The organism is Variovorax sp. BGA-UO-ETr-C22 (genome assembly GCF_059567965.1).
In genome coordinates this window covers 2440659-2456379 of record NZ_JCAQPA010000011.1, presented here as the reverse complement: position 1 = coordinate 2456379, position 15721 = coordinate 2440659, and the positions used below count along the sequence as shown (strand labels likewise).

15 protein-coding genes are annotated in these 15721 nt (G+C 65.0%); 12 read left to right on the top strand and 3 right to left on the bottom strand.

Translation table 11 applies throughout. The features are described from left to right. Positions 1–346: 346 nt before the first annotated feature. Together AC57B8_RS31525 and AC57B8_RS31520 are read left to right on the top strand one after the other, a co-directional pair. Positions 347–2611, top strand: coding sequence for a TonB-dependent receptor (locus AC57B8_RS31525; RefSeq protein WP_496481752.1), 2265 nt, complete (start codon positions 347–349; stop codon positions 2609–2611). Between the two features lie 15 nt (positions 2612–2626). Beyond that, complete coding sequence (locus tag AC57B8_RS31520) at positions 2627–3673, top strand: dipeptide epimerase (protein WP_496481751.1); 1047 nt, start codon at positions 2627–2629, stop codon at positions 3671–3673. Here AC57B8_RS31520 and AC57B8_RS31515 read toward each other — a convergent pair. Next, complete coding sequence (locus tag AC57B8_RS31515; protein WP_496481750.1) at positions 3633–4217, bottom strand: TetR/AcrR family transcriptional regulator; 585 nt, start codon at positions 4215–4217, stop codon at positions 3633–3635. The two genes, AC57B8_RS31520 and AC57B8_RS31515, sit on opposite strands and share 41 nt — an antisense overlap. A 76-nt stretch (positions 4218–4293) precedes the next feature. On the opposite strand from AC57B8_RS31515, the gene AC57B8_RS31510 reads away from it, so the two are divergent. From AC57B8_RS31510 to AC57B8_RS31465, 10 genes are all read left to right on the top strand, one after another. Further along, entirely contained in the window at positions 4294–5901 is a 1608-nt protein-coding gene (locus tag AC57B8_RS31510; RefSeq protein ID WP_496481749.1) for a serine hydrolase domain-containing protein, read from the top strand. After that, positions 5894–7198, top strand: coding sequence for an MFS transporter (locus AC57B8_RS31505; RefSeq protein WP_496481748.1), 1305 nt, complete (start codon positions 5894–5896; stop codon positions 7196–7198). Before AC57B8_RS31510 ends, AC57B8_RS31505 begins: the two co-directional genes overlap by 8 nt. Positions 7199–7215: 17 nt before the next feature. Beyond that, positions 7216–8679, top strand: a complete 1464-nt coding sequence (locus tag AC57B8_RS31500) for a M81 family metallopeptidase (RefSeq protein ID WP_496481747.1) — start codon at positions 7216–7218, stop codon at positions 8677–8679. Further along, entirely contained in the window at positions 8676–9791 is a 1116-nt protein-coding gene (locus AC57B8_RS31495; protein WP_496481746.1) for an aminotransferase class I/II-fold pyridoxal phosphate-dependent enzyme, read from the top strand. Before AC57B8_RS31500 ends, AC57B8_RS31495 begins: the two co-directional genes overlap by 4 nt. Before the next feature lie 103 nt (positions 9792–9894). Next, positions 9895–10257: a RidA family protein gene (locus AC57B8_RS31490; RefSeq protein WP_496481745.1), complete on the top strand. Its 363-nt coding sequence runs from the start codon at positions 9895–9897 to the stop codon at positions 10255–10257. A gap of 13 nt (positions 10258–10270) precedes the next feature. Next, positions 10271–11512 (top strand): NAD(P)/FAD-dependent oxidoreductase, encoded by a 1242-nt coding sequence (locus AC57B8_RS31485; RefSeq protein ID WP_496481744.1) that lies wholly within the window; start codon positions 10271–10273, stop codon positions 11510–11512. 107 nt (positions 11513–11619) lie between these two features. Continuing rightward, complete coding sequence (locus tag AC57B8_RS31480) at positions 11620–12306, top strand: energy transducer TonB (protein WP_496481743.1); 687 nt, start codon at positions 11620–11622, stop codon at positions 12304–12306. Positions 12307–12377: 71 nt separating this feature from the next. Then, positions 12378–13205, top strand: coding sequence for a MotA/TolQ/ExbB proton channel family protein (locus tag AC57B8_RS31475; RefSeq protein WP_496481742.1), 828 nt, complete (start codon positions 12378–12380; stop codon positions 13203–13205). Between the two features lie 88 nt (positions 13206–13293). Continuing rightward, positions 13294–13731: an ExbD/TolR family protein gene (locus tag AC57B8_RS31470; RefSeq protein WP_496481741.1), complete on the top strand. Its 438-nt coding sequence runs from the start codon at positions 13294–13296 to the stop codon at positions 13729–13731. Positions 13732–13740: 9 nt separating this feature from the next. Next, positions 13741–14169: an ExbD/TolR family protein gene (locus AC57B8_RS31465; protein WP_496481740.1), complete on the top strand. Its 429-nt coding sequence runs from the start codon at positions 13741–13743 to the stop codon at positions 14167–14169. A 47-nt stretch (positions 14170–14216) separates the two neighbouring features. On the opposite strand, the gene AC57B8_RS31460 is transcribed toward AC57B8_RS31465, so the two are convergent. Together AC57B8_RS31460 and AC57B8_RS31455 are read right to left on the bottom strand one after the other, a co-directional pair. Then, entirely contained in the window at positions 14217–14516 is a 300-nt protein-coding gene (locus AC57B8_RS31460) for a hypothetical protein (RefSeq protein ID WP_496481739.1), read from the bottom strand. A gap of 161 nt (positions 14517–14677) precedes the next feature. Next, entirely contained in the window at positions 14678–15718 is a 1041-nt protein-coding gene (locus AC57B8_RS31455) for an alpha/beta hydrolase (RefSeq protein ID WP_496481738.1), read from the bottom strand. Between the last annotated feature and the right edge of the window lie 3 nt (positions 15719–15721).

The following is a 15721-nucleotide window of genomic DNA, read 5'->3' as shown; positions in this document are numbered from 1 at the left end:
GAGAGCCTCGTGCGTTCCGTGTAGGTATCCAACACGGCTACAGGGCTGAGCGACGCCCAACACGGACGGCGCGGTGTCGTGCCAACGCTGTTTGCGACGCTTCTGTCTTCGCTGCCGCGCGCTCGATGCCCGTTACGCACAGCCATCCAGATCGCGCGCCTAGGCCTGAGAGCCGCCGCACACCTCTATTTCAACTAGGCAAGCGGCGCGATAGATACAGCGTTTCCGAAGCGTGACGCGTAGGGAATACCCCAGCGTAGCGCCAGCTCGGAAGTTCTTGCGCCGTGCCTCGGAACCCAGCACAATCAATAAAAAATGAATGCTCATTCATTATTAAGCGAGACAAATGTTGATCTATCACCCCTCTTATAGATTCCAGTTCAAGGCCCCGTGCGTGCGCCTGGCCGTTGCCATTGCATGCGGCGGCATGCATCTCCTGGCCGGGGCGCAATCCAGTGCATCCTCGTCCTCCGCACCTCCAATCGTGCCTGCCAGTGCGCCGAAGGCGATTGAGTCGGTGAGCGTGACGGCCCAGCGCCGACGCGAGCCGGCCAGAGAGGTCCCACTGACGGCCGATGTCCTCAAAGGCGAGGATATGGAGCGCGGCGGCTATCAGTCGCTGAGCGACCTTGCTGCGCTACTGCCCGGCATGAATCACAACCAGTCGGGTGGTGGCACTGGCGGGAGCCAGATCACGATGCGCGGCATCTCTACGGGTTCGCAGGTGGGTGCGACGGTAGGCATGTACGTAGACGACGTGCCGTTCGGGTCGAGTTCCGCCTATGCGGGTGGCGGTTCCAGTTCGCTGGACCTTGGCCTGTTCGATCTCGCCAGTGTCGAGTCCTTGCGCGGTCCGCAAGGCACGCTCTACGGCGCAGGCGCGATGGGCGGGCTGATCAAGTACGTGGCCGTTGAACCCGATCCGAGCTACTTCAGTGCGCAAGCGACCGCAGAGACCTCCAGCACCAAAGGCGGAAAGAGCGGTCATGTGCTGCGCGGCATGCTGAACGTTCCATTGAGCGAGGGCGTCGCCGCACTGCGCGCTACGTTGTACCAACGCTCCGAGAGTGGATTCGTGCGTGACGTCAATCACGGCGGCCGCCTGGTCGACGGCTCCAAGACAGATGGCGCCCGCGTCGCCTTGCTGCTCACCCCTTCGAAGGACGTAACCCTGCGCCTCACCGCGTTGAGCCAGAATCAGCGGCGCGACGGTGCTTCCACGGAAGATGTGGACATCGCCACGGGACGGCCTGTGGACGGACCTCTGACCAAGCGGCTGCTTCTTGGCGAGCCCTCCGAAGTGCGCAACGACCTCGTCTCGGCCGCCCTCAAGGTTGACCTGAAGTGGGCCACTCTCGATTCGATCACGGGGTGGCAGCGTACGTCGAGTGCCGGGAGAGTGGACTCCTCCGCGCTCTACAGTCCACTGCTGGCACCGACCGGCATCGTCAATGCCGCGTATGGCATGGACTACACCTTCAACAACAGGAAGGTGACGCAGGAGGTGCGATTGACATCGCCGCGCAGTCGCCAGTTCGAGTGGCTTGCGGGCATGTTCTATACGAACGAGTCTGGCTCCAAGACGCAGGACCTTCGGCCTTTCAATGCTTTCCAGCAGCCGGAGAATCCGGTGTTGGCAGATGCCAGGTTTCCGTCGACATTTCGCGAAACAGCGATCTTCGGAACCGGCACTTACTACCTGACACCTGAAGCCGACGTCACCCTGGGCGTGCGTCGCAGTCGCAACAGCCAGCATCTGGACCAGCGCTTCAGCGGCATCTTCGCCCCCGCACCGCAGCCGGCGTCCCAGTCTTCTGAAGGGGTGACTACCTGGTTGTTGACGGGCCGCTGGCGTCCGGCCGAGCGGCAGGCGGTCTACGTCCGCGCTGCGAGCGGCTACCGCCCCGGCGGTCCGCTTCCGCTGGTCATCAATCCGCTGGACGGAACCGCGCTCAACAACTCCTCGTTCAAGTCCGACAGTCTTTGGAGCTACGAAGTGGGATGGAAAGGCGACATCGTGCCGGGCCGCCTCACGACAGAAGTGGCGCTCTACCAGATCGACTGGAAAGACATGCAGGTCTTCACGTCCAGCGCCGGGTTTTCCGGGATCGGTAATGCTGGACGGGCTCGCTCGCGCGGCATCGAATGGACGCTGCGTGCCGCGCCGACAGACTCGTTGCGCCTGGCTACCGCGCTCAGCGCGATTGACGCGAAGCTTGTGGACGACAGCCGCGACCTCGGAGGAAAGGCGGGCGAGCGACTGCCCAACACGGCTCGGCTTTCGCTCGCGCTGCAAGCCGACTACGACTTCAGGCTTGGCGGCAACCCTGCGTACCTCGGTGCGACGCTGCGCTACACCGGTGACCGCTGGAACAGCTTCAAGGAGGCGCCTGGTATTCCCGCCTATCGGATGCCGGCGTACACCGCCATCGATCTGCGTGGCGGCGTGCAGATTGGCAAGGCCAACATCGGACTGTTTGTGCGCAACCTGACCAACCGTCGGGGCCAGACGGCGGCCGACACCACTCTGAGCACCGCAGGAGGACCGGCCCGCGTCAATCTGATCGCACCGCGCACCATCGGCCTTCAGTTCAGCATGGACTTCTCCTGAGGACGATCGCGGGCTATGCAAGTTCAGGCTTTTGCGGAGGACATCCGCTTTCGGCAGCCGCTGGTCATCGCGGGCCGCGTGCTGCCCGGGCAGTCGGTGCTTTGCATCGAGGTGCGTCACGGGCGCCATGCGGCACACGCCGAAGCGGCTGGTGTCTTCTATCGTGGCGAGAGTGGCCCGCGCATGAAGCAGGAGGTTGAGGCAATCGGCGAGCGACTGCCGAACGACTTGCTTGGCGCTTGGCGCGAGGTGCAGAAGATGCCGCCTGGCGGCGCTCGCAACGCGCTCGATTGGGCGTTGTGGCAACTCGTGGCCGCGGAGCGTGGCGAGCCCGCCTATCGCATGGCGTTCCTGCAAGCGGTGAAGCCTCGGACGACGATGGTGACGCTGGGCGTCGACGAGCCGCACAAGATGGCTCAGGCGGCGTTGGCCCATCCGATGGCAAAGGCACTCAAGCTCAAGCTGGATGGCAGTGCGGCCGATGCCGAACGTGTGGCGGCTGTTCGCTTGGAAAGGCCTGATGTCCGCTTGTCCATCGATGCGAATGAAGGATGGACGATGTCGCATCTCGAGTGGATGATGGCTGCGCTGCTGGCGAACCAGGTCGAACTGATCGAACAGCCGCTGCCCGCGACGGACGACGATGCATTGAGAGGGTGCGGCTGCCCCATTCCGCTTGCTGCCGACGAATCGTTGCAGACGATCGACGACCTGGAGCGCATTGCGCAGATGTACCAGATGGCCAACATCAAGCTCGACAAGTGCGGAGGCCTGAGTGCAGCGCTGACGCTTGCACACGAAGCGCGTCGGCGCGGACTGCAGGTGATGGTCGGGTGCATGGGGGGGCGTTCCCGTGCGATCCTGCCTGCGTTCATCGCCGCCCAGTGGGCCGATCTTGTCGATCTCGATGCCCCTTTGCTCATGGCTTCTGACACGGCTCCGTCCGCAACCTATGCGGACGGGCTCATCGCTTTCGACGATGCTGCATTCATGCCCTTGGCAGGCAAGCAGCCGACGTCCCTCAGCGCTTCACTCTCACCGGTGCGCCATGCAGAAGCTTGATCAGCAACCTGGCGGCCTTCATCTTGGCCTCGGTGTTGGTCGGCACGCCGATCAGCATCTGTGCCTGCGCGGAAACGAGCAAGGAGAGGATGGATTCTCCGACGGCGAGCATGTCGCTTTCCTCAAGATGGTTCGCCTCCTTCCCGATGCGCACCACGGTCTCCAGCAAGGCTCGGCGCAGATTCTTGAAGTTCTTCGAGACGACGGCTTGAACATCCGGGTTGCGCCGCGTGATCGCCGCGATCTCCAGTGCCGTGCGGGCGACCTGGTTCGTCGCGTCGGGCCGCTCCTGGAGCTTGAGCGACGACTCCACGAGTCCCAGAAGCTCACCGGCGCTGCTGCATGCCTCGAATGGCGCGGCATTGACCTCAGCAGCTTCGATGAGCTGCAGCAGGACGTCCTCCTTGGAGCGAAAGTGGACGTAGATGGACCCGACCGACAACCCTGCCTGGGTGCTGACATCGCTCATTGAGGCTTCGGCGACCCCCTTGCGCTCGAAGACGACGCGGGCGGCGGCAAGGATCTGCTGCCGCACCGCGGCCATGTGAGCTTCGTCTCTCTTGGGCATATTTCAAAAATTTAAATGATTGTTCGTTCATTTTAGGATTGGAAAACACACAATGACCGCGACCCCTATCGAAAAGCTGGAGGCTGTACTCTCCGATCTCCATCGCAACGACGCACCGGGCCTGATCGCCAGCGTCGAGCAGCGCGGCAAGACGTTGCTGCGCCGCGGCTATGGCCTGGCAAGTCTCGACTCCGGCATGGTCAACACGCCGTCCACGAAGATGCGCATCGGCTCGACGACCAAGCACTTCGCCTGTGCTCTGGCGTTGCTGCTTCGCGATGAAGGCGCGCTGTCGATCGACGAGCCGGTCGGCCGATGGCTGCCGGAGTTGCCGGCGAGCCAGGGTGCCCGTACGTTGCGTCAGTTCATGAACCACACGGGTGGGACGCGTGACTATCTCGATCTCTCGCTGTTTTCGAATGGGATGACCGTCGTGCCCAGTGAAGGCGCATTCGAGTACCAGTGCCGGCAGCACGAGGAGAACTTCGAGCCCGGCGAGCAGTTCATCTACAACAACGGCGGCTACCGCATGCTCTCCATGGTGCTGGAGCGGGTGTTGGGCGTACCGCTGGCGCAGGGGCTGCGCGAGCGCCTGTTCGAACCGCTGTCGATGCACGACACGTTCCTGTGGGCGACCGATCTGGAACCGTTGCTGGGTAGTGCCACCTCGCACGTCGCAAAGCCCGACGGTGGATTCTCGAAGGGCATCTTCCCGGCGGTGATCCTGGGGGAGGGCGGGATCGCCTCGACGCTCGACGACATGCAGCGTTGGTTGACCCATCTCGTATCGCCCAGAATCTGGCCGCAGTCCCTGTCCGACGAGATGATGGCGCCAGCCGAGCTGAACAACGGCTTTCTGAATCCGTACGGCTTCGGCCTCGTCCGGGAGAAATGGCGGGGCGTCGACATCTTCCATCATGCGGGTGGCGTGGTGGGAGGCACCTGCCAGATGCTCGCCGCGCCGGCGCATGGCGTTCAGATCGTCGTCATGAGCAATCGCAGCGATGTCGCGGCCACCGAGGTCGCCCAGAAGCTGTTCGTTGCCCTGCTGGAAGATGTGCTCGAACCAGCGGAGGCGCCAGCAAACCCTGATCTGGTCAAGGCGCTGGGCGGCGACTATTACTGCGCCTCCAATGGGCGCCATTTTTCCGTCGCCCGGAATGGTGATGCGCTGTTCCTGCACAGCTTCGGCCTGCCGCTGCCGCTCACCCAGGTCGAGTCGGGTGCGCTGCGCGTGAACCTGCTTTCGGTCATCGTGCTCAGTGTCGATGTCGTTCGCAACGACCAGGGAGAAGTCACGGCGATTGACGTGACCGAGCAGGGCCGACGCTACCGCTGCGAGCGTGTTGATGCATCGAACGAAGTCGACAACGCGGTGACGCGCTTCGCCGGCAGATGGCACAGCGAGGAAATCGGCGGTGACATCGTCATCGGCGAAGGGCGGCCCGATTCGATGCGCGTGGCAGGTTTGTACGGGCGCAACACCTACAGGCTCAAGCCGCTGCTCGCGAACACTTGCCTGATGATGAGCGAGGACCCTGTCATCCCCATGCACGGGACGCTGCGCCTGATTACCGGGAAGGACGGACGTCGCGAGCTGCTGCTCGACACAGCGCGAACCCGCCAGCTGCGCTTCACCGGAGACGCCGTTCATGGCTGATGTTCGCGCGCCTTCGCGGGGGGCCGTCGCGGGCTTCGGCGCCGGGGCGTTCGGGTCCACCTTGAGCTCGGGCGTGGTGCCACTGCTCTTTCTTTTCTATCTGACTGAATTTGCGAAGGTCCCACCGGCAATCGCAGGCGTCCTGCTCGCCATCCCGAAGCTTGCCGACCTGCTGTTCGACCCCTGGATCGGGCGTCGGACGGACAGTGCCGCGCGCGCCATGGGGAGCAGGAGCCAGCTCATTGCGATCAATGCGTTTACGCTGCCGATCCTGTTGTTGCTGCTGTTCCTGCCCGTGGCATCGCTTCCGCTGTCCCTGCGCCTTGCGCTGCTGGGTGTCCTCCTGGTCGCGCAATCGTTGATGCTCACGGTGTTCACCGTGGCGCACACGGCCATTGCCAGCGACATGTGCGACGGCATGCAAGACCGTAGCACCTTAATGTCCTCTCGGGCGCTCGGGCAGACGATTGCGGGGCTGCTCGTCACGGTGCTGGCGCCGCAGATCGTCGCCCGCTTCAGTGCATTCCACGGCGGCTATCTCGGCATGGCGGCTGTGCTCGCAGTCGGGGCCTTCGTTGCACTTTCCATCTGCTGGCTGGTGGTGCGTCGAGTGCCGCTGCGCACCGGCGTCGAAAGCAAGGGAGCGCCGTCGCTGCCGAAGGCGTTGCGCGCGACGCTGCGCAACAAGGCCTTCTATGGCGTTGCGCTGATCCTCGTCCTGCTCGGCACCAGTTCGACAGCGCTGTTCAGCGCATTGCCGTATGCCAACAAGCACTTGCTCCAGGCGGGACCCGAGAACCTTTCCGTCCTGCTCACGCCCATCTTCCTTGCACTCCTGCTGGGCGTCACGGCGGCGCCATGGCTCGCGCGTCGTGTGCGGCCGACCGTCATCCTCGGTGGTGCGTTGTGGTTGGCCCTGCTGGGCGTTGGCTGGCTCACCGCGGGTCCTCGCACCATGCCTTCGATGGTGGCAGGTGGAGCGCTTTTCGGTCTGGCGTGCGGCGGCCTGACCGTCTTGATCAGCACGCTGGCGATGGAAACAGCCACGCGTTCTTCCGCTCAGGGTGAGAGCCTGGGTCTGTACCTCGGCATCCTGTTTTCGGCCGAGAAGCTGGGGCAGTCGCTCGGCGGCATCGTGGTCGGGTTTGGCCTGGACTGGGTGGGGCCCCTGGATGCGGGGATTGCTCAGCCCTCGCTTGATCGTCTGGCCTCTCTGTGGGTAGTCGCACCTGCATCGGTTCTTGTGATCGCGCTTTTCACGATGGTTCCGCTCGCAACGCGCTTGCGCGCACTTTGATCCACGCAGGTTTCCTCATGAAGATATTTACATCCGCATTGGTCACCGAGACCAACACGTTCTCCACGTTTCCGACCACCCTCGCCTCCTTCGAGGAACTGGGCATCATCCGCGGACCTGTGCCGTCCCAGGCGCTGAGCGATGTCGGCCCGATCGTCGAGCAGTGGCGTCGTGCCGCCGGCCGTCACGGCGACGAGGTTCACGAAGGGGTCTATGCCATCGCCCAGCCGGCCGGGCGCGTGGAGGTGCAGGCGTATGCGCAGCTGCGCGGTGAGATCCTGGCTGCGGCGAATGCCGCCATGCCGTTGGACATGGTCCTGCTCTTTCTCCACGGCGCCATGGTGGCCGAAGGTGAGGACGACTGCGAGGGCGACCTGATTCGAGCCCTTCGTGATCTCGTGGGGCCCCGGTGCGTGATCGGCGTGGAGCTGGATCCCCACTGCCACATGAGTGCGGCGATGACCCGGCATGCGGATGCCATCATCCTGATGCGCGAGTATCCGCATACCGACTACGAGGAAAGAGCCGTCGAGCTGTTCGACGTGTGCCGTGCCGCCGCAACCGGTGCGACGCGTCCTGTGATGGCGGTGGCCGATTGCCGGATGGTGGGCTTCTATCCCACCACGTCCCAGCCGATGCGAGGGTTGGTGGACCGGCTGCGTGAGGTCGAGGCACGTCCCGGTGTCCTGTCCGCGAGTCTGGTGCATGGTTTCCCCTGGGGTGACGTGGGCGACGCAGGCACGAAGGTCCTTGTGGTGGCGGACGGTGACGAGGCTCTTGCTACAGCGGTGGCGACCGAGCTCGCCCAGGCGTTCTACCGGGTGCGCCGCACGATGCTGCCGCACCTGGAGACGGTCAACGAAGCCCTCGAGGGGTTCGATCCCGGCAGCGGCGTGCCGCGCATCCTGGCAGACGCGGGTGACAACCCGGGTGGCGGGGCGCCGGGCGATCACGCCGTGCTGCTCGCGGCGCTCATCCAGCGCACCGACCTGCGCAGCGTCGTGGGCATGGTCTGCGACCCGCAGGCCGTGGAAGCGTGCTTCAGGGCGGGCATCGATGCCCCGCTGCGGCTGTGCGTGGGAGGCAAGGCCGGTGCAGCATCGGGCCGCTCATTGGAGATCAACGTCACTGTTCGAGGTCTTGCCCAGGAACACTCGCAGTCCGTCGGCAGCATCGTGGATCCGCTGGGCCGCGCGGCTTGGGTGAGATGCGGAACTACCGACATCGTGTTGTGCAGCCGGCGGCAGCAGACCTTGTCGCCTACCGCCTTCACCGGCCTGGGTGTGCCACTTCACGAGGCGCAGGTCATCTCGGTGAAATCGAGCCACCACTACTACGCCGAGTTCTCGAAGCTCTCCACCGACTGCCATGTCATCGAGACCGGTGCGGCGCTGTCGATGGACTTCGCTCGCTTGCCCTACCAGCACCGGGATATCCATTTCTTTCCCGCCATCGACAACCCGGCACCGCATCTCGCATGACGACTTCCCTTTCACAAGTGGCAGGCGGTCGCGTCGAGTCGCCTAGCGGGGCGCTGATGATGGTCGACGGACAGGCACTTCTGTGCTTCGGCGGCTCGAGCTACCTGGGCCTGGGCGGAGCCCCCGAACTGCTGGACGCCGGATGTGCCGCCCTGCGGCAGTTCGGTGCCAGCACGCACCTCGCGCGCCACTACGGCTTCAGCGCGGGCGCGAACCAGGAGGCCGAAGCCGAGGCACGCCGCTTCTTCGATGTCGACGACGCGATGTACTTCGGCACCGGCTATCTGTTCGGCATCATCGCGCTGGCGGGCCTTGCGCCCGACTGTGACGCCATCTACCTCGACGAGTGCGCCCACTACAGCCTGCGCGACGGCGCCAACGCGACCGGGAAGCCGGTACATCTGTTCAAGCACCGCGACGCCGACGACCTAGCGCGTCACCTTGAGCGCACCTTGGGTCCGGGCGAGCGACCGCTCGTTGCCACCGATGGCATGTTTCCTACGTTCGGCGTCATCGCACCGCTGCAAGCCTATGCGGGGGCCATTGCTTCCCGCTGCGGCTGGTTGGTGGTCGACGAGTCACACGCCTTCGGCACGCTGGGCCCGCTTGGACGCGGCGCTGTGGAAGCCGCCGGCCTATCGTTCGAGCGCGTTGTGGCGGGTGGATCGACGGCCAAGGCCTTTGGCGCCCATGGAGGATTGGCACTGGGCTCGACGCGAACCATTGCGTCGCTGTGGCGCACCCCGGTGGCGCGCGGTGCCGTCCTGGGGTGCTCGGCAGGCGCGGCCATGACGGCGCAAAGCCTGCGCCACATCCGCCAGCATCCCGAAATCCTGCTGCGGCTGCGCGACAACGCCCGTGCGCTCAAGGACGGATTGCGCGAGCTCGGCCTGAAGGTGGAGGACAGCGACGGTCCCGTCGCAACCTTCGTTCATGGCGATGCCCAGGAGATGCAGCGCATCCAGGCTGCTCTGTGGGATCAGGGCATCTTCATCGCCTACTCCACCTACGTGGGCGCCGGCCCCGAGGGCGTGCTCAGGTGCGCCACCTTTGCCGATCACACGCCGCAACACATCGACCGGCTGCTGACAACGCTGCGCAGCCTGCTGTAGGCGGGCGGACGCAACACAACCCCGTGCCCGATGCACGGGTCTCTTTCGCCGGATTCACCAACGACTTCGCCTGCGTCATCCGCGGGCATGCAAGAGGAACCAGATGAGCATCGCCGACACACAACTCCCGTTTTCCAAGATCCGCAGCGCGAACGGGCTGATCTTTCTTTCGGGCGAACTGCCCATTGCCGAACAAGGCCCCATGCCCGAGGGAATCGCAGCCCAGACCGATCTGACGCTGCAGCGCATCGAGGCATCGCTCGGCAGCATTGGCCTGGGCCTGGCGGATGTGGTGCAGGTCACTGTCCATCTGGCGCGGGCGGAAGACTTTGCGGAATTCAACGCAGCGTACCGTCGGCACTTCCGCGCCCCTCTGCCGACACGTACCACCGTCGTTGCGACACTCTTGCTGGCGCCTGCAGCCATCGAGATCTCCGTCGTCGCCGCGATGCGCTCGCAATCCTGAGGGCGGAATCCAGATGGCACACGACATTGTGGTGCTGGGGGCCGGCATGATCGGCACCTGCACCGCACTCGAACTGACGCTGCGCGGCCATGCCGTGACGCTTGTCGACCGGCAGCCGCCCGGACGCGAGACGTCCTATGGCAATGCGGGCGTCATCCAGCGCGAAGCGGTCGAGCCCTATGCCTTTCCGCGCGATGTGCGCACCATCCTTGCCGCAGCCTTCGGTCGCGGGCTGGACATCCACTATCAGGCGGCGGGCCTGTTCGGCGCCTTGCCGCAATTGATGCGCTACTGGTGGCATTCGGCGCCGTCGCGACACCGACGCATCGGAAAGGCATATGCCGGCCTGATTGCCCATGTCACCGAAGAGCACGGGCGCTACATGGCGCTTGCGGGTGCGCAGGATCTTGTGCGACGCGAAGGCCTGCGCCTGATGTACCGCAGCGGGCACGCGATGGAAGCCGCGGCCGCGCACGCGCAGCAGCTGCACCGCGACCATGGGATCGGCCTGGCTCTGCTCGATGCGCGCGCCCTTGCTGCGGCCGAGCCTGCCTTTCGCATCCCCATGGCAGGTGCGGTCCACTGGCTGGATTCGTGGAGCGTCAGTGATCCCGGCGCGCTGGTCGAACGGTACGAGTGCGCGTTTCGGCAGCGTGGTGGCCGATTCGCCAGAGGGGACGCGAACAGCTTGCGTGAGCGCGCTGGCGGCTGGGAGGTGCGTCTTGACGAAGGCGTCGTGCAGGCGCGCCATGCCGTGGTGGCGTTGGGCCCCTGGTCCGATGTGCTGACGCGGCGCATGGGCTATCGGCTGCCGCTGTTCATCAAGCGGGGCTACCACCGGCATTACGCAGGCGGCGACGGTGTCAACGTTCCGACGCTGGACGCGGAGCGGGGCTATGTGATGTCTTCGCAGCAACGCGGCCTGCGCATCACCACCGGTGCGGAGATTGCACGCATGGATGCTCCCTCCACGCCACGCCAGCTCGCCGGCGCGGAGGCCGAGGTGCGCAAGCTGCTGAACCTCGGGCTGCCGGTCGAGGCGCAGCCGTGGCTCGGAAGCCGGCCTTGCTGTGCCGACATGAAACCGGTCATCGGTCGCGCGCAGCGCCACAAGGGCCTGTGGTTCAACTTCGGGCACGGCCACCACGGCTTCACGTTGGGGCCGGCGAGTGCGCGGCTCCTGGCAGACCTGATTGAAGGTGGCACGCCTTACACGGAGGCGACGGCGTTTTCGCCCTCGAGGTTTCCATGCTAGTCGCGGCGAACCCCGACGACTTCAGTCGTCGCCCCGCGAGGGGAGAAGGCGAGTCCGCAGTACATGAAGGTCGTACGCCAGCCCTGGCGGCGCCTGGAGGATATCGAATGGATTTCAATGAGAATCGCCGACCCACGGGGCGGCTGGTCGGCTTCGGCATCGTGGTGCTGTTGCACCTGCTGCTGGGATGGGCGCTTGTCAGCGGATTGGCGCGGCAGGTCGTGGACGTGATCAAGTCCCCGGTGGAAGTCAGCATCGTCGACGAGATCAAGCCGCCCCCTCCACCACCTCCACCACCTCCGCCGCCTCCGCAGGAGCCTCCCAAGCGTCCGCCGCCGGTACGCAAGGCCGCGCCACCGCCTCCCAGCTACGTGCCGCCACCGGAGGTGAGCGTCGCGCCTCTGCCGAATTCGGGCCCCGCGATCACCACCACGTCGGTGGCACCACCGCCCACACCCGTGGCCATCGCGCCCCCGGCGCCAGCGGTGCCGCGCCCCACCGGCACGCCAGCACGTATCGATGTGTCGTCCTGCGAAAAGCCGGAGTATCCGCGTGCCGCGTTGCGCGCTGAAGCCACCGGCACCACGCGCATCCGCTTCACGATCGATGCGACTGGCCGGGTCGCGAAAGCCGAGATCGACAAGCCTTCGGGGCCGACGCGGGAGCACCGCACGATGGACGCTGCCGCGGTCGAAGTGCTGAGCAAGTGCCCGTTCCGACCGGGGACCGATGCCGAGGGTCACCCGGTCGGCGGCGCCGTCACCACTGTCGACTACGTGTGGAAGCTCGAGTAAGCCTTCCCAGTCCTGTTCACCCCACGTGCTGGCTGTGCCGGCCACTTCTTGTTTTCAACGGAGAAAAATCCATGTCCCTGATCCAATTCATGCGCGCGGCCGTACTGGCCGTCGTCGCCATCGTCTCGCTGGCGGCACCCCTGGCTGCCTTCGCGCAGGCCGACCCTGCACCAGCGGTGTCGCCGGCGCAGGCCGCCGCAGCGCCTGCCGCTGCCGAGAGCCCCACCGCAGCCGTGCACGCCGTCGAGAACCCTTACGGTCTCGGCGCGTTGTGGGCGCAGGGTGACTTCGTGGCCAAAGGCACATTGATCATCATGGTGATCATGAGCATCGGCAGCTGGTGCATCATCTTCACCAAGCTGTTCGAACAGCAGAAGCTGTTGAATGCGGCCAATGCGGCCGGCAAGTCGTTCTGGAAGGCCGGCACGGTGCGCGCCGGTACCGATGCCCTGCACAGCGGCAGTGCCTTCCGCTACATCGCCGAGCAGGGCCTGACGGCAAGCGAGCATCACGAGGGCACGCTGGTCGAGCAGATCGACCTGCATACCTGGGTCACCATGAGCATCCAGCGCGCCGTGGACAAGGTCCAGAGTCGCCTGCAGGATGGACTGGCGTTCCTGGCCACTGTCGGCTCGACCGCACCCTTCGTCGGTCTCTTTGGCACGGTCTGGGGTATCTACCACGCACTGACAGCCATCGGCATTTCCGGTCAGGCATCCATCGACAAGGTGGCAGGCCCCGTGGGCGAGGCGCTGATCATGACGGCCATCGGCCTGGCGGTCGCGGTGCCTGCGGTGATGGGCTACAACTGGCTGATTCGCCGCAACAAGAGTGCGATGGAACGGGTGCGCAATTTCAGCGGCGACCTGCACAACGTCCTGATCGCCGGCAAGCGATGAACACGTCTGCATGGCGGTTGCGCCACCTCTCGAAGGATGGTCGGAGCGCTTTCCTGCCGGTCCTTTTCGCTGAAATGAGGGCTCCATCATGGCGATGAACATTTCTGCCGGGGGCGATGATGAGGAGGCCCTGAACTCCAGCATCAACACGACACCCCTGGTCGATGTGATGCTCGTGTTGCTCATCATCTTCCTGATCACCATTCCGGTGGTCACGCAGTCCATCAAGCTTGATCTGCCGAAGGAGAGGAACGTTCCGACACAGACCAAGCCCGAGAACATCGTGCTGGCCGTCAGCCGTGGTGGCGATGTCTACTGGGGTGTGGAGCGCGTGCCCGATATCGAGACGCTGGTGAGTCGGTTGAAGGCCTCTGCGGTCAAGGAGCCGCAACCAGAGGTGCATATCCGCGGCGATGCCGAGGTTCCGTACGAATCCGTCGGGCGCGTGGTCGTTGCCTGTCGGCGCGCGGGCATCCAGAAGGTCGGATTCATCACCGAGCCGCCGGCCGGTGTCGCCAGTCGCTAGGAGAAAAAAATGGCAATGAATGTAGGCAGCGGTGGTGGCGACGACGACGTGATGGTTGATATCAACACCACGCCGCTGATCGACGTGATGCTGGTGCTTTTGATCATGTTCATCATCACCATCCCCATCCAGACCCATGCGGTCAAGATGAACATGCCGGCACCCAGCACGGCTGCGTCACCGCCGAAGCCGCCCGAAGAGGTTCACATCGACGTCGAGACCGACGGAACCGTTGGATGGAACGGTGAAGTCGTGCCGAGTCGAACCGATCTGGAAAGACGGCTCGCGCAAGTTGCAACACAACCTGATCAGCCGGAGGTGCACCTGAGGCCCAGCAAGCTTGTGCCGTACAAGCATGTCGCGGGCGTGATGGCCAGCGCGCAACGCTTGGGCGTGACGAAGATCGGCATCGTCGGGAGCGAGCAGTTAACGAATTGAGGCGCGTCTGCGACTGCGACTGCGGGAGCAGGTCGATCTTGTGAGGTTCATGTGGTCAAGAACGGGCGAGCAGCATCTTTGAGCAATGTGATGACCTCGCTTGCCGACGACTGATACAGGCTGCGCCATTCGTAGTCCCATTTCACAGGTCGGCCGTCATCCCCCCAAGCCGCCAGTGCCGCTGCGTTGACGATCTCAACCTCGAACCATGCGCCCTGATAGCACTTCAAGGAATCAGCATCGCTTGAACCGGCGAAGAGAAATTCCGTCCGCTGAACAAACTTCGCAAATGCGACCACGTCGTCCGTGGCCGTAAGGGCGAGGTTGTCGAATTCGTGACGGTTCATAGATGACACACGTTTAGGTGGAAGGCGGAGGTGGACGGCTGCTCCTGGCCGATAGTACCCATTCGTGCGAGGCCAAGGGATGTCGGCAAACGCTGCAAGGCGGCCTTCCGCAATCCTCGCGACCAAGTAAGCGATCAGGCGACTTGCCCTCAACGTTTGACTCAAGCCGTTGGCGGGCGAGCAGCCAGTGCCAATGCGGCCGGCAGGCATGCCGCCAGCATCGGGCCGTGAGGCGTGCCGGGAAAGGCGAGGTACTGCGCACGCACGCCTGCGCGATCGAGTCGATCCACCAAATCCCGGCCAGCCTGCGGTGGCACGGCGGCACGCTGGCGTCGAAGGCGTTCGGCGCGCGCCGCGCTGACACCCGCGGGGGGCGGCGTGGCAGGACTCTCGCCTTCAGCCGAGGCGCCCTGCATGAGCAACAGCGTGGTCTCGCGTCCCGCCGGCAGGGGGGCGGGGTGTTCGGCCTCGCGCAGGATGAAGCCGTCCTGCCACCACAACGACGGGTCCGCCGCTGCGTAGCGCGAGAAGAATTGCGGCCGGCGCAGCAACGCGTGCAGTGCGAACAAACCGCCGTACGAGTGCCCCCAGAGCGTGCGACGTCGCGGATCCAGCGGCGCACGCGCCGCCAGGGCCGGCACCGCTTGGGCGACGATGAAGTCGAGAAATTGATCGGCGCCGCCGCCTGGCCGGCCACGCTCCTCGTCGTCCCAGGTCGGACCGTCCGCGCGCACCGACGGCGTGTAGTCATAGGCGCGCATCGCCACGTCGAAACGCAGATCGCTGTCGGGACCGATGGCCAGGATCGCCGGCGCGTCGCCGCGAGCGCTCAGTGCATCGAGTTGTGCGGTGCCGAGCGTGTCGGCCACGGCGTTGCCGTCCAGCAGGCAGGCCAAGGGATGGCCCCCGGGGGGCGTCACCCCTCGTGGCCACGCCATCCACAGCCGATAGCGTCGGCCGCCAGCCACGGCGGCGACGGTGGTTCGCTCGAAGTGGTAGCGCCGCGAGTCGCCGTCCCAGATGCTAGGGCCGACGCGACGATCAGGATCGAAACGCGGTGCAGCGGCAGCCGCTTCAGATTCAAGCGGTGGCGTGTCTGCGCACGCCGCGAGCGCGGCAACGCCCGCCAGGCCGGCCAACAGGCGACGGCGCGACGCAAGACCGGCATCGACGTTGGGAAAAAAGGGGGAATCGGTGGGCATCGG

What these genes read in the sequence shown, in the direction of transcription:
- AC57B8_RS31480 (WP_496481743.1), top strand. Translation starts at nt 11,620, where the DNA reads ATGGATTTCAATGAGAATCGCCGACCCACGGGGCGGCTGGTCGGCTTC.
- AC57B8_RS31465 (WP_496481740.1), top strand. Translation starts at nt 13,741, where the DNA reads ATGGCAATGAATGTAGGCAGCGGTGGTGGCGACGACGACGTGATGGTT.
- AC57B8_RS31475 (WP_496481742.1), top strand. Translation starts at nt 12,378, where the DNA reads ATGTCCCTGATCCAATTCATGCGCGCGGCCGTACTGGCCGTCGTCGCC.
- AC57B8_RS31500 (WP_496481747.1), top strand. Translation starts at nt 7,216, where the DNA reads ATGAAGATATTTACATCCGCATTGGTCACCGAGACCAACACGTTCTCC.
- AC57B8_RS31495 (WP_496481746.1), top strand. Translation starts at nt 8,676, where the DNA reads ATGACGACTTCCCTTTCACAAGTGGCAGGCGGTCGCGTCGAGTCGCCT.
- AC57B8_RS31485 (WP_496481744.1), top strand. Translation starts at nt 10,271, where the DNA reads ATGGCACACGACATTGTGGTGCTGGGGGCCGGCATGATCGGCACCTGC.
- AC57B8_RS31470 (WP_496481741.1), top strand. Translation starts at nt 13,294, where the DNA reads ATGGCGATGAACATTTCTGCCGGGGGCGATGATGAGGAGGCCCTGAAC.
- AC57B8_RS31525 (WP_496481752.1), top strand. Translation starts at nt 347, where the DNA reads ATGTTGATCTATCACCCCTCTTATAGATTCCAGTTCAAGGCCCCGTGC.
- AC57B8_RS31515 (WP_496481750.1), bottom strand. Translation starts at nt 4,217, where the DNA reads ATGGCCGCGGTGCGGCAGCAGATCCTTGCCGCCGCCCGCGTCGTCTTC.
- AC57B8_RS31455 (WP_496481738.1), bottom strand. Translation starts at nt 15,718, where the DNA reads ATGCCCACCGATTCCCCCTTTTTTCCCAACGTCGATGCCGGTCTTGCG.
- AC57B8_RS31510 (WP_496481749.1), top strand. Translation starts at nt 4,294, where the DNA reads ATGACCGCGACCCCTATCGAAAAGCTGGAGGCTGTACTCTCCGATCTC.
- AC57B8_RS31490 (WP_496481745.1), top strand. Translation starts at nt 9,895, where the DNA reads ATGAGCATCGCCGACACACAACTCCCGTTTTCCAAGATCCGCAGCGCG.
- AC57B8_RS31520 (WP_496481751.1), top strand. Translation starts at nt 2,627, where the DNA reads ATGCAAGTTCAGGCTTTTGCGGAGGACATCCGCTTTCGGCAGCCGCTG.
- AC57B8_RS31505 (WP_496481748.1), top strand. Translation starts at nt 5,894, where the DNA reads ATGGCTGATGTTCGCGCGCCTTCGCGGGGGGCCGTCGCGGGCTTCGGC.
- AC57B8_RS31460 (WP_496481739.1), bottom strand. Translation starts at nt 14,516, where the DNA reads ATGAACCGTCACGAATTCGACAACCTCGCCCTTACGGCCACGGACGAC.